This window comes from Stenotrophomonas rhizophila, from assembly GCF_003751305.1.
In the GTDB taxonomy this organism is placed as follows: Bacteria; Pseudomonadota; Gammaproteobacteria; order Xanthomonadales; family Xanthomonadaceae; genus Stenotrophomonas; species Stenotrophomonas rhizophila_B.
This window is the reverse complement of the sequence record NZ_RJKV01000002.1, coordinates 371,445-383,667: the sequence shown is the minus strand read 5'-3', so window position 1 is coordinate 383,667 and position 12,223 is coordinate 371,445. Positions and strand designations below refer to the sequence as shown.

Below are 12,223 nucleotides of genomic sequence, written 5' to 3'. Positions count from 1 at the left end.
GCCCTAGGCCATCGGCAACATCAGCGTCATGCCATCCATCGGCGACTCGATGAAGCCATGCTTGAGATAGAACCCTTTGGCAGTCTCGTCGAAAGCATGGCACAACAAGGCACGCGCGCCGATCTGCCCGCAGACCTGCAGCGTGCGTTGTACAGCGTCCTTCAGCAGCCCCGCGCCGACGCCTTGGCCGACCCAGTCGGCATGGACGGCCAGCCTGCCCAGCACGATGACCGGAATGGGGTGCGGCATGTTCCGGCGAAGACGGCCGGGAACCACGTGATGTGAAACGCCGCCGGCAGCAAGTGCGTAGTAACCGACCACGTTGTGTTGCGTATCACAGACAACAAAACACCGCGATGCGCCCGATGCCTGGTTCTGATGCGCACGCTCCACCAACCACGAGGTCAGCGCCGCGGCGCTGCATCGGAACTGCTCCAGTCGATGCCCCTGGGCAAGCGCTTGCGGCGCAGACAACCGCACTGTTCAGCGCTCCCAAGGTGCGGGCGTGCTCAAGAGCTTCCTGATAGCGGCGTTGTTTTCCAGCGGTGCATCCAGCAGTGCATTGAAGCGCCGCAGCTCCTGAGGACTCAGGGAGAACTGGGTCTGGTCCGCCAGTACCTCCCGCGCCTTCTCACAGGCCGCATCCAGAATGAACTCGGTTCGGCTTACCCCGACAATCTCGACGGCACGGTCTATCAGCGCCTGCTTGTCGGCGGGCGCCCGGAAGTTGATGACTTTGGTGGCGAGGGCCACAGGAGGCACTCCGGAGGTCTGTGCATACAATGTACACACAACTGGATGATCGCTCAACGGAACACCCCTCGTTGCAAACGGTGAGGCAAGGGTATGCCGTTGGTTCCCAATGAAAAATAGGGAGTTCCCCCGGAATTTGGTAGGCGGCAACTCCCCGCGCAGGGGCGCTCCGCCCCCTCAGGCGGCCTTGCTGATCCGCACCGCCCGCCGCGCACGCACCGCTTCAGCGAGGCTTTCCAGTACCGCCAGCGAGCTGTCCCAGCCGATGCAGCCATCGGTGATGCTCTGGCCGTAGGTCAGCGGCTGGCCGTCGACGAGGTCCTGCCGGCCGGCCACCAGATGGCTCTCGACCATGACGCCGACGATGCGCTCTTCGCCGTTGGCCAGCTGGGCGTTGATGTCGGCGATGACCTTGGGCTGGTTTTCCGGATTCTTGCTGCTGTTGGCGTGGCTGGCATCGATCATGATGCGCGCGGCCAAGTGCGACTTGGCCAGGGTCTGGCTGGTCGCTTCAACGTGGTCGGCATCGTAGTTGGGCGTCTTTCCGCCACGCAGGATCACGTGGCAGTCCGGATTGCCGGCGGTGGCGACGATGGCGGTGCCACCTTCCTTGGTGACTGACAGGAAGTGATGCGGATTGGAGGCCGCACCAATCGCGTCGGCGGCAATCTTGATGTTGCCGTCGGTGCCGTTCTTGAATCCGACCGGGCACGACAGCCCCGAGGCCAGTTCGCGATGTACCTGGCTTTCGGTGGTGCGCGCGCCGATGGCGCCCCATGCCACGAGATCGGCGATGTACTGCGGCGAGATCACATCGAGGAATTCAACGCCGGCGGGCAGGCCGAGCTTGTTGATGTCGCGCAGCAGGCCACGCGCCACGCGCAGGCCCTTGTTGATGTTGAAGCTGCCGTCCAGGTCCGGATCGTTGATCAGGCCTTTCCAGCCCACCGTGGTGCGCGGCTTTTCGAAGTAGACGCGCATGACGATTTCCAGCTCGTCAGCAAAGGCGTCACGCAGCGGCTTGAGGCGCTGGGCGTATTCGATGGCGGCCACCGGGTCGTGGATCGAGCACGGGCCGATCACTACCGCCAGGCGGTCATCGCGGCCGTGCAGGATCTCGTGCAGGGCCGCGCGCGAGGCGCTGACCGTATCGGAGGCTTCGTCGTCGCAGGGCAGCATCGCCAGCAGCTGCGCCGGCGGGGTCAACGGTTCGATCTTGCGGATGCGCAGGTCGTCGGTATGGGGGGGCATGGGGTAACTCCTTGGCAGTGGGGGTCCCCAGCGCGGCGGCAACAAAAAAGCCGCCAGGTGCGCTGGCGGCTTTCGGGAATGCGTCTGAAGGTTTCTTCAGGGTGAACGCATGCCTTCCTCCGCCGGTGGCTTCGGAAAGTAATACCAAAAGTAGGAATTGGCGGGGCGTGCGTTCATTGGGGAGTATTGATAACACAGGGGTTTGGAGGTGCCAACTGTTTCATTCGCAACTGCGAAGAGCATTCAGCCGCCGCCGAGCCGGCCTGCACCATCATCCTCGCGGCAACGCCGCCAGCTCAGCCAGATGCTGCTGAAGGGTGCCCGCTGCACCTACCGCGTGCATGGTGGTGAAGTACTCATGCCAGCCGGTGGCGCCGATCGCGGCCAGCAAGGCATCGGCATCCAGCCGTTCGGCGCACTGCCACACCGCATAGAACTGCTCGGCCGTGGTGTGCGGTACGTCCTGCTCGATACGGCCCATCGCGACCGGCGTGACGCGTGCGGGATCCACGTGCTGCATGCCAGCCCCAATGCGGGCGAAGAGTGCCCCGCGCGATACCGGGTCCAGCGCGGTCCAGGCAGGAGTGGCGGTGTACAGTTCGATCAACATGTGCGACATGGCATTCCTTGAGGTCAGAGCGAGCGCAGTGCGCGCTTGCGGATATAGGTGTTGGCCGGATCATCGGCGTGGTGCTCCTGCCATTCGCTGCACAGCGCGCGGACCCAATCGGGCTGGCTTTTGCCGGCGTCGTTGAGCCAGTTGCCTACTGAATCCTGCACATAGCGCGAGGCGTCACAACACAGCGCCTGCAGCAACGGCAGGGCGTGGTGGGGTTCCTGCTTGAACAGCGTGATGTGCGCGGCCCATACGCCACGCGGGCGCAATGCTTCGCAGGCAAAGCGGCGCACGTTGGGTGAGGCGTCGGTACTCCAGCCGTGCAGGTGCGTCAGCACGCGCAGCGGTTCGGACACGATATGCGGACGCACGGCCAGCCACGCCCACTCGCGCACGCCAAAATGCGCGTCATCGGCAAGCGCGCGCAGCGCATCCAGCTTGTGCTCCAGTGACAACGCAGGGTCGCTCCCGATCAGATGGCAGGCCCAGCCACGCACCGTGTCACTGGCATGGCGTGACCACTGCGCGTGATCGCCGTGACCATGCACGCGCAGCAGAGTGGCCGCACCCTGCATGCGCAGGGTGATGCCGCGCTTGGCGGCGTTGCGCATCGGGGTGATCGCAGAGGCTGGCAAACCGGGTGCGACATTGGCCATCAGCTTGGCGAAATCGACGGCCAGCACTTCGGCCAAGTGCGTGGCTTCGGTTTCACCGCGATCCAGCTGTCCGCGTCGCTCGCGGGTGACGGGCTGCTTCATCCGGCACGCCCTGCGTCAGTGCGCGACCACACGCGTTGCAACAGCGTGCCGAGCGTGCGCCGTTCCTTGGGGCTGATATCGGCGAACAGCGAGGCGATCCAGTGGGTCTGCTGGTCGAACAGTTGCGCAGCCAACGTCTGTCCCGCTGCGGTCAACTGCACCTGGATGCGTCGCTTGTCGTCCGGATCACTGTGGCGGCTCACCAGGTGCTCGCGCTCCAGGCCATCCAGCAGGCCGGTCACGGTGGCACGGGTGACGCCGGCGCGCTCGGCCAACTGGTGCGGCGACAGTGCCGTGTCCGCGCCGCGCAGCAGGAACAGCAGCACGAAGCGTCCTTCGCTCAGGCCCAGCGGTGCCAGACGACCCGCGCAGTCCTGGTCGATCGCGCTGGCCAGCGACAGGACCTGGAAACACAGCGCCAACTCACCCGTATCCGGCTGACCGCGACGCTCCAGCTCGGTCAGGAAGGCCTGGTGTTTGATTTCCAGCATGCAGGCGGATCCAGAATAGTACGGCGGCTAACTATATCGCCATCAACGTCGTAGAGGAAGGTGGACGCCTACTCTGGCCACGTCAGCGGCAGCTGCATCCGCACGATCAGCCCGCCACCGGGGCGGTCCAGCAGGTCCAGTTGTCCGCCATGCTGACGAACCGCCCCCTGGACGACCGACAGCCCCAACCCGGTGCCGCCGGTACTGCGGTTGCGTGAGGTTTCATGCCGCTGGAACGGCTGCAGCAACCGCACTTTTTCCTGCTCGGGGATGCCTGGCCCACAGTCGGCGACCTCCAGCCACAGCGCGTCGCCCTTGTGGTGCACGTCCAATTCCACCGTGCCGGCGTAGCGCGCCGCGTTGTCGATGAGGTTGTCCAGTGCGCGCCTCAGCAGTAGGGCATCACCGCGCCACGGCAGAGGCCCGGGCAGAGCGCTGTGGATGTCCACTCCGCGAAGTCGGGCGGACTGCACGCACTCGTCCAGCAACGCCGCCATGTCCAGCGGCTGCATCGAGGCGGGCTCCAGTTCGCCACGGGCGTAGTCGAGCACCTGTTCGATCATCGCGTTCATGCGCTCGATATCGGCGACCATCCGCGCTGCCTGCGCGGGCGGCGCGAACTCGGCACGCAGGCGCAGGCCGGTCAATGGCGTGCGCAGGTCGTGCGCCACTGCGGCCAGCATGCGTGTCATGTCCTGTGCCTGGTCACGGAGACGTTCGCGGCCGGCATTGATGGCCTTGGCCAACATCTGGACATCTCGTGGACCGTCGTCCGGTAGCGGCGTACTCGATTGCAGCGTTACAGCAGCGCTGGCATCGGCCAGCCGGCGCAGCGGACGGCCGATCCGGAGCGCCGCCCATGCCGTCAGGGGCGCCAGCAGGAGCGTGCCACCGAGTAGCGCCAACAGCACCTGGCGTCGCCAGGCCACCACGTCGCCCTGGTCACTGCTCACCACCTGCCAGCGGCCATCGGCGCGCTGCACGCCAAGCTCGAAGGGCGGCCATTGCAGCGTCGCCAGCGCCCCGTCCTGCGCGCGCAGCACTTCTGGATCGGCCTGCGCGTCCACCGAAGCGCCACGGGAATACACCTTGATATCCGGCGCGTTTCCGGCCCCTCTCCAGACCAGCCTGACCTGCTCGACAGGCTGCGCCAGTTGGTACGCGGTCAACTGTGTCAGCCAGGGACTGGCATGGCCGCGGGGGGCCGCATCACGCACCGTCACCCGCATGCCCTCGACCTCCGGCGACCGTTCACCGCGCAGCACCTCCACCGCGTGATCCAGGCGCATCTGGGGCGGCGCCGGCCGGGGCATCCAGCCGATCACCGCCAGACTGACCAGCGTGGCCATCAGCAGACTGCTCACGGCCAGCATCACGATCCAGGTGGTGGTGGACCAGCGTCGGGTCACAACGCTTCCACCGTCGCATCGAACCGATAGCCCTCACCGCGCAGTGTCTGCACGAGTGCATCGCCACCGGCGGCCGCATGGGCCAACTTGCGGCGCAGGCGACTGATCGCCAGGTCCACCGCCCGATCGACACTGTCGTGCGCATCGCCGCGCGTGAGCTGCATCAGGCGCTCGCGATCCAGCACCCGCCCCGGGCGCTCGGCCAAGGCCTGCAGCAGGGCGAACTCTCCCCGGCTCAACACCACGTCGGCACCATCAGGCGCGAGCAGGCGGCGCTGCTCCGGCAGCAGACGCCAGCCGGCAAAACGCAGTTCAGCGACGGTCTGTCCCCGCAGCTTCTCCTGCCTGCGCAACAGCGCGCGGACGCGCGCGATCAGTTCGCGCGGATCGAACGGCTTGGCAAGGTAGTCGTCGGCCCCCATCTCCAGGCCGATCACGCGATCGGGCGTGGCCCCCATCGCGGACAGCATCAGGATCGGGATCGCACGTGTCTGCAGCCGTCTGCAGACCGACAGGCCGTCCTCACCCGGCATCATCCAATCGAGGATGATCGCGTCGGGTCGATGAGCCTGCAGCAGCAGATCCAGGCCCACCGCATCGGCCGCCACACGCACACGGAAGCCATGCCGCTCCAGACACTCGGCGAGTGCATCACGGATGCTGGTGTCATCGTCGACCACGATGATGTCGGCGGCAGTGTTCATGCAGGCAGTATCGGGCAGGTCTGTATCCGCACGGTATCAATGCGGACATTCCTGCGATACGGCGGCAGGGATCAATGGCAGCTCCTCCCCGCGGCGCTTCCCCATGCATCCTGCCCTGCTCCCGCTGCTCGCCGCCACGATCGCGGCCACCCCTGCTGCTGCGAACGCAGCACCTGCACCTGCACCCGAGCATGTCCTGCCGATGTGGATGCAGGCCATGCATCCCAGCGTTGCCGTGCGCCTGGATGGCCAGGCCGAACCCCTTCGATTCGTGGTGGACAGCGCGGCGGGCGCCACGCTGGTCGACAGCCGGGTCGCCCGTCGGTACGGCCTGGACAACACCGACGACGCGACCACCGGGCAGATCCCCGGTGCGTCTGCCAGCAGTGCCACGGCGAACCGCATGCGACAGACCGCTTGGGCGATCGGCACGCTGAAGCTCACGATCGTCGGCATGCACTCGGACCTGTCGCGGCTCTCCAATGCCGGCAAGGCGATCACCGTCGATGGCATCCTCGGCAATGACCTCACCCGCCGCTGGGATACCCGGTGGGATTTCCTCGCGCATGAGCTGCAGCTGTGGGCACCGGGGCAACTGGCCGACGGACCTCACTGCCAGGCCAATGCGTTGCCGGAGCGCCGTCGTGGGCTGGAGGGCTTCGGCTTCATCACCACGCGGCTGGGCGACACCGGCATCGACGCGATCGCGGTGGTGGACACCGGTGCAGCGCAGACCGTGCTCAATGCCGCCGCCGCACGCGCATTGGGGCTGCGCACCGATGGCAGCGATGCGCGGGTCACGCCTCGTGCGAAGGGCACGGAAGGGTTGGGCGGACAGCCTCAGCCCAGCTGGCTGTACACCCTGCCTGCATTGCGCAGCGGCACGTGGCAGCATCCAGCGTTCGAGGTACGTATCAGTGCGCTGCCGGTGTTCAAGGCGATCGGGTTGGAGCACGTGCCTGCACTGATCCTGGGCGCCGATGCGATGCTCGACAGTCAGGTGGACATCCGTGCGGGCGCAGCGCGCATTTGCCTTCAGCGTCACGTAACTTTCCCCACCTAGCTGTGGCTGGACCGGCGTGCACGCAGCGCGGACGCCGCCATCCGCCGCGACGGACACGCCCAGCCATAGCGCAGGGATTCCGGTCGCCCCCTTTACCAGTGGACACGCGCCGGTAAGGGCCCGTCATGCGAAGGAAACAACGGCAGCACGTACTCGGCCAGTTCCTGCAGCACGTCGGCCGCCGGCCGCTGCGAGAACTGGATGCCCAGCGCCGCATGGTTCACGCCGGCACGCTGCCACTCGCCCAGCAGATCGATCAATCCGTTGCGGCCGGTTCTCAGCGTGTAGCCGCCATTGAGCGGCGTGCGGGGATGGTTCGGGTCCTCGACCAGATCCAGCCATTCGTTGGTGACATGCGGGCGGAAGCCACCGTCGGGGATGAGACGGCGCCATGCCTGGATCTTCTCGGCCAGGCGCTGCGGTCCGCCCGCGTGATGGGTTGCCTCGGGATAGGTCAGCCAACCATCAGCATGCTGCCCGACCCAGTCCAGTGTCTGGCGCGAGGTGCCAGTCACCAGCAGCGGAATCGCACCGGCCACCGGCTTGGGCAACAGCTCTACGCCCTGCACCTCGCCCAGTGGCGAGTCGATATGCAGGGGACCGTGCTGCATCAACTGGCGGACGTAGGTCACCGATGCGGCGAAGCGCTCCCCGCGCTCGGCGTGCTCCAGGCCATACGCCGGGAACTCCACCGGTCGGTCGCCGGAGGCGATCCCCAGCACCAGTCGCCCACCGGACAGCTGGTCGATGGTGGTGGCCGACTTGGCCAGATCGATCGGGTGGCGCAGCGAGAAGATCGCACTGCCCGTGGCCAGCGCCAGCCGCTCTGTCCGCGCGGCCAGGAAAGCCAGATAGGTGAAGGGATCGAACAGCTGCCCGGCGTCGCCGAACAACGGGTCGAACAGCGGCACATCGCGCACCCAGGCCGCAGCGAAGCCATCGCGGTCCAGTTGGCTCACCAGATCCGCCTGCCCGGCCAGCACCTGCATGTCGCCTTGATAGAAGCGCAGGGGCAGGAACACACCCAGCGTCAGCGCCCCCTCGCGGAACATGCGCTGGTAACCGGCATGGCGGGCGAACGTCGGTGCGGATGCGCCGGTCAGCGGCGCTTGCATCGGGGAGATAGCAGTCAACAGGGGCATCGTGGTCGTTCCTGGGTCAGGGGCCGGTAGCCGGTTCGGGGAGCAGCACCCCACGCTGTACGGCGGGCCGCTGCGACATGCGCGCGTGCCACGCACTCAGGTGCGGATAGGCACTGAAGTCGAACTCGATGAGCGAGGCGATGTAGGTCCAGCCATAGCCGGCGATATCGGCGATGGAGTACGCCTCACCGGCCAGCCATGGACGGTCTGCGAGGCGCTGATCCAGCGTGGCGAAGAATTCCGCACTCAGGCGCCGGTAGCGTTCGATCGCAGGCACGTACCGCTCCTGGGCGAACATCTCAGCGTGCACGCGCTGCCCCAGGATCGGGCCGACGCTGGCGGAGTGGAACATCACCCAGGTGATCGCCTCCCAGCGCGCGCGTGGCGCCTCGGGCAACAGGCGTCCGCTCTGCTCGGCCAGGTACAGCAGGATGGCCGCCGATTCGAACACGGTGATACCGGTCGCGTCATCGACCAGCACCGGAATGCGACCGTGCGGATGCAGTTGCAGGAAATCGGGATGGCGGTGCTCACCTTCGTCGATGCGCACGTGATGCAGTACGTAAGGGATGCCGAGCTCTTCCAGCGCGATGGTGATCTTGAAGCCATTGGGCGAGCTGTCGGTGTACAGGTGCAGCGAAGCGGGGGACACATCGGTCTCCTTGCAGGCGAGGGATGGCGGAGGGGTTCACGTCACGACGCCACACTGCGACGGCGACGCATATCGATTGCGGGTCGGCTATCGGGCTTCATGCAATGCAGCTGGACTAAACCGCGTTCAATCAACATGATCACGATGCTACGCAGGCCAACGCGCTCTGTAGAACGATTCTTCCTGCACTTCCAAGAGAGAAAATCTAAGGTCATGGGCGCCGTCCTCCCCCTGCTCGCGCTGCGCGCCTTCACCGAAACCGGGCGTCATGGCAGCCTCAAGGCCGCTGCTGCGGTCATGGGGGTCACCCCGGGCGCGATCAGCCAGCAGCTCAAGCTGCTGCAGGCGCGCACCGGGGTTGTGCTGTTCACCCGCACCCCTCATGGGGTCACGCTTACCCCGGCCGGCGCACAGGTGCACCCGGCCCTGCTGCGCGCGTTCGATCAGATCCAGGACAGCATGGCTACGCTGGAGGCCATCCATGCCCGGCAGACGCTCACCCTCAGCACCGTGCCCAGCTTCGCCGCGTCCTGGCTGGTGCCGCGGCTGGGGCGGTTCACCGAACGCCACCCGGCGATCGAAGTGCGTGTGGAGGCCTCATCGGCGCTGGCGGATCTACGTCGCGACCGTATCGACATCGCCATCCGCCACGGTCTCGGTGACTACCCCGGCCTGGTCTCACGCCCACTGGCGGCGCCGGTGCTGTTGCCGGTGGCCTGCCCGGCGCTGCTCGCCGAGGGCCCGCCGATCCACTCGGCCGTGGACTGCCTGCAGTACCCGCTGCTGCAGGATTCCGACCGCAGCGACTGGTCGCTGTGGTTCCGCGCGCTGGACCTGCCACCCGATCCGCGCGTCGAACGTGGCCCGGCATTCGATGACGACGTGTTGCTGATCCGCGCCGCGGAAGCGGGCCAGGGCATCGCGCTGGTGCGTGACCTGTATGTGGAAGCCGAAGTGGCCAGCGGGCGGCTGGCCGTCGTGCTGAATCATCCCTGGCCGACGCGGTTTGCGTACTACGCCGTCACCCTGCCCGGCGCCGAAGAGAATCCGGCCATCGCGGCATTCCTGCGCTGGCTGCAGGAGGAGGTCGAGGCGCCGACCAGCGCGCTGTGAGCCCGTGATACGCGCAAAAAAAACCCCGCCTTCCGGCGGGGTTTTCTGTACTGCGTTGGCGCATGGCGGGTGCCGACCAACGGGCGGCACCTACCGCTCCGATGCGTGCCGACCGAAGGCCGGCCTCTACATCAGAAGTCCATGCCGCCCATGCCACCCATACCGCCCATGCCGCCGCCAGCTGCGCCAGCGCCGTCATCCTTCTTCGGGGCTTCGGCAACCATGGCTTCGGTGGTGATCATCAGGCCAGCGATCGAGGCCGCGTTCTGCAGCGCCGAACGGGTCACCTTGGTCGGGTCCAGGATGCCGAATTCCAGCATGTCGCCGAATTCGCCGGTGGCGGCGTTGTAGCCGAAGCTGCCAGTGCCTTCCTTGACCTTGTTGACGATCACGGACGGCTCTTCGCCAGCATTGGCCACGATTTCGCGCAGCGGGGCTTCCATCGCGCGCAGGGCGATCTGGATGCCGTGGTTCTGGTCTTCGTTGGCACCCTTCAGGCCGCTCAGCGCGGTGACCGCACGGACCAGGGCAACGCCGCCGCCCGGGACCACGCCTTCTTCAACGGCTGCACGGGTCGCGTGCAGGGCGTCGTCGACGCGATCCTTCTTTTCCTTCATTTCGATTTCGGTCGAGGCACCGACCTTGATCACGGCAACGCCGCCGGCCAGCTTGGCCACGCGTTCCTGCAGCTTCTCGCGATCGTAATCCGAGGAGGTGTCTTCGATCTGGGTCTTGATCTGGGTGACACGCGCTTCGATGTTGGCCTTCTCGCCGGCGCCATCGATGATCGTGGTGTTTTCCTTGGAGACCTGCACCTTCTTGGCGCGGCCCAGGTCCTTGATCGTCGCCTTTTCCAGCGACAGACCGATTTCCTCGGAGATCACGGTGCCGCCGGTCAGCACGGCCATGTCTTCCAGCATCGCCTTGCGACGATCGCCGAAGCCCGGTGCCTTGACGGCCACGACCTTCACGATGCCACGGATGGTGTTGACCACCAGGGTGGCCAGCGCTTCGCCTTCGATGTCTTCGGCGATGATCAGCAGCGGCTTGCCGGCCTTGGCGACGCCTTCCAGCACGGGCAGCAGATCGCGCACGTTGGAGATCTTCTTGTCGTGCAGCAGCACGTACGGATCGTCCAGGTCAGCGGTCTGCGACTGCTGGTTGTTGATGAAGTACGGGGACAGGTAGCCACGGTCGAACTGCATGCCTTCGACGACGTCCAGCTCGTTGTCCAGGCCCGAGCCTTCTTCAACGGTGATGACGCCTTCCTTGGTCACGCGGCGCATCGCTTCGGCGATGATGTTGCCGATCGACTCGTCCGAGTTGGCCGAGATCGTGCCGACCTGGGCAATCGCCTTGTCGTCAGCGGTCGGCTTGGAGATGTTCTTCAGCTCGGCGACGGCGGCGATCACGGCCTTGTCGATACCGCGCTTGAGGTCCATCGGGTTCATGCCGGCAGCAACGGCCTTGGCGCCTTCGCGGATCAGGGCCTGGGCCAGCACGGTGGCGGTGGTGGTGCCGTCGCCGGCGTCATCATTGGTGCGCGAAGCAACTTCCTTCACCATCTGCGCGCCCATGTTCTCGAACTTGTCAGCCAGTTCGATTTCCTTGGCGACGGAGACGCCGTCCTTGGTGATGGTCGGCGCGCCGAAGCTCTTTTCGAGCACGACGTTGCGGCCCTTCGGGCCCAGGGTGGCCTTGACGGCATTGGCGAGAACGTTGACGCCGCGAACCATGCGGGCGCGGGCGTCTTCACCGAAACGAATATCTTTGGCAGCCATTGCGATTACCTTTTTATGTAGAGCCGGGCGATGCCCGGCTGCTTGAACGGGAGGAAGTGCGGAAGCGCCGGCACGGGGCCGGCCGCATCACTCAGCCGACGATGGCGAGGATGTCGTCTTCGCGCAGGACCTTGAACTCGACGCCTTCGGACTTGTAGCTGCTGCCGGCGTACTGGCCGTAGATGACCTTGTCACCGACCTTCAGCGACGGCGCGCGCACGCTGCCGTTGTCCAGGGGCTTGCCCGGGCCGACGGCCACGACTTCACCCTTGGTCGACTTTTCCTTGGCGGAATCCGGAATCACGATGCCGCCGGACGAGATTTCGTCGGCTTCGATCGGCTTGACTACGACGCGGTCATGAAGCGGCTTGATGCTCATGTGAGACCCTTTTAAGTTGTTGATTGGTCTAGGAAAGTCTGGCGATGTTAGCACTCGCACAGGGCGACTGCCAGCCACGCTCACGAAAAAACCCGACGGTGCGGGACAGAG

At 66.0% G+C, this 12,223-nt stretch carries 14 protein-coding genes; 2 read left to right on the top strand and 12 right to left on the bottom strand.

Annotation, left to right across the window (positions count from 1 at the left end; all coding sequences use genetic code 11):
* Positions 1-3 precede the first annotated feature (3 nt).
* The 8 genes from EDF74_RS10285 to EDF74_RS10250 form a co-directional block, all read right to left on the bottom strand.
* Entirely contained in the window at positions 4-480 is a 477-nt protein-coding gene (locus EDF74_RS10285) for a GNAT family N-acetyltransferase (protein ID WP_123730041.1), read from the bottom strand.
* Between the two features lie 3 nt (positions 481-483).
* Entirely contained in the window at positions 484-753 is a 270-nt protein-coding gene (locus EDF74_RS18240; protein ID WP_184997198.1) for a DUF1778 domain-containing protein, read from the bottom strand.
* A 177-nt stretch (positions 754-930) separates the two neighbouring features.
* Positions 931-2,004: a 3-deoxy-7-phosphoheptulonate synthase AroG gene (gene aroG, locus EDF74_RS10275; protein ID WP_123730039.1), complete on the bottom strand. Its 1,074-nt coding sequence runs from the start codon at positions 2,002-2,004 to the stop codon at positions 931-933.
* 271 nt (positions 2,005-2,275) lie between these two features.
* Positions 2,276-2,623 (bottom strand): DUF6616 family protein, encoded by a 348-nt coding sequence (locus EDF74_RS10270; protein ID WP_123730038.1) that lies wholly within the window; start codon positions 2,621-2,623, stop codon positions 2,276-2,278.
* Between the two features lie 14 nt (positions 2,624-2,637).
* A complete protein-coding gene (locus tag EDF74_RS10265; protein WP_123730037.1) occupies positions 2,638-3,378 on the bottom strand; it encodes a DNA alkylation repair protein in 741 nt (246 codons plus the stop codon).
* Positions 3,375-3,869 carry a MarR family winged helix-turn-helix transcriptional regulator gene (locus EDF74_RS10260; RefSeq protein ID WP_123730036.1) on the bottom strand — a complete coding sequence of 165 codons (495 nt, stop codon included), beginning with the start codon at positions 3,867-3,869 and terminating at the stop codon, positions 3,375-3,377. Before EDF74_RS10260 ends, EDF74_RS10265 begins: the two co-directional genes overlap by 4 nt.
* A gap of 68 nt (positions 3,870-3,937) precedes the next feature.
* Positions 3,938-5,242: a HAMP domain-containing sensor histidine kinase gene (locus tag EDF74_RS10255; RefSeq protein WP_123730848.1), complete on the bottom strand. Its 1,305-nt coding sequence runs from the start codon at positions 5,240-5,242 to the stop codon at positions 3,938-3,940.
* 32 nt (positions 5,243-5,274) lie between these two features.
* Positions 5,275-5,982: a response regulator gene (locus EDF74_RS10250; protein ID WP_123730035.1), complete on the bottom strand. Its 708-nt coding sequence runs from the start codon at positions 5,980-5,982 to the stop codon at positions 5,275-5,277.
* Positions 5,983-6,085: 103 nt separating this feature from the next.
* On the opposite strand from EDF74_RS10250, the gene EDF74_RS10245 reads away from it, so the two are divergent.
* A complete protein-coding gene (locus tag EDF74_RS10245) occupies positions 6,086-7,045 on the top strand; it encodes a retropepsin-like aspartic protease (protein ID WP_123730034.1) in 960 nt (319 codons plus the stop codon).
* A 92-nt stretch (positions 7,046-7,137) separates the two neighbouring features.
* Here the strand turns inward: EDF74_RS10245 and EDF74_RS10240 are convergent, their stop codons facing one another.
* Both EDF74_RS10240 and EDF74_RS10235 read right to left on the bottom strand, forming a co-directional pair.
* A complete protein-coding gene (locus tag EDF74_RS10240; RefSeq protein WP_221180344.1) occupies positions 7,138-8,187 on the bottom strand; it encodes an LLM class oxidoreductase in 1,050 nt (349 codons plus the stop codon).
* A 16-nt stretch (positions 8,188-8,203) separates the two neighbouring features.
* A complete protein-coding gene (locus EDF74_RS10235) occupies positions 8,204-8,839 on the bottom strand; it encodes a glutathione S-transferase family protein (protein WP_123730032.1) in 636 nt (211 codons plus the stop codon).
* Positions 8,840-9,052: 213 nt separating this feature from the next.
* Here EDF74_RS10235 and EDF74_RS10230 point away from each other — a divergent pair, with 213 nt between their 5' ends.
* Positions 9,053-9,952 carry a LysR substrate-binding domain-containing protein gene (locus EDF74_RS10230; RefSeq protein ID WP_123730031.1) on the top strand — a complete coding sequence of 300 codons (900 nt, stop codon included), beginning with the start codon at positions 9,053-9,055 and terminating at the stop codon, positions 9,950-9,952.
* Between the two features lie 131 nt (positions 9,953-10,083).
* Here the strand turns inward: EDF74_RS10230 and groL are convergent, their stop codons facing one another.
* Positions 10,084-11,733, bottom strand: a complete 1,650-nt coding sequence (gene groL, locus EDF74_RS10225; RefSeq protein ID WP_019183552.1) for a chaperonin GroEL — start codon at positions 11,731-11,733, stop codon at positions 10,084-10,086.
* A 91-nt stretch (positions 11,734-11,824) separates the two neighbouring features.
* On the bottom strand, positions 11,825-12,112 hold the full coding sequence (locus EDF74_RS10220; protein WP_019183551.1) for a co-chaperone GroES: 288 nt from the start codon (positions 12,110-12,112) through the stop codon (positions 11,825-11,827).
* Positions 12,113-12,223: the final 111 nt, after the last annotated feature.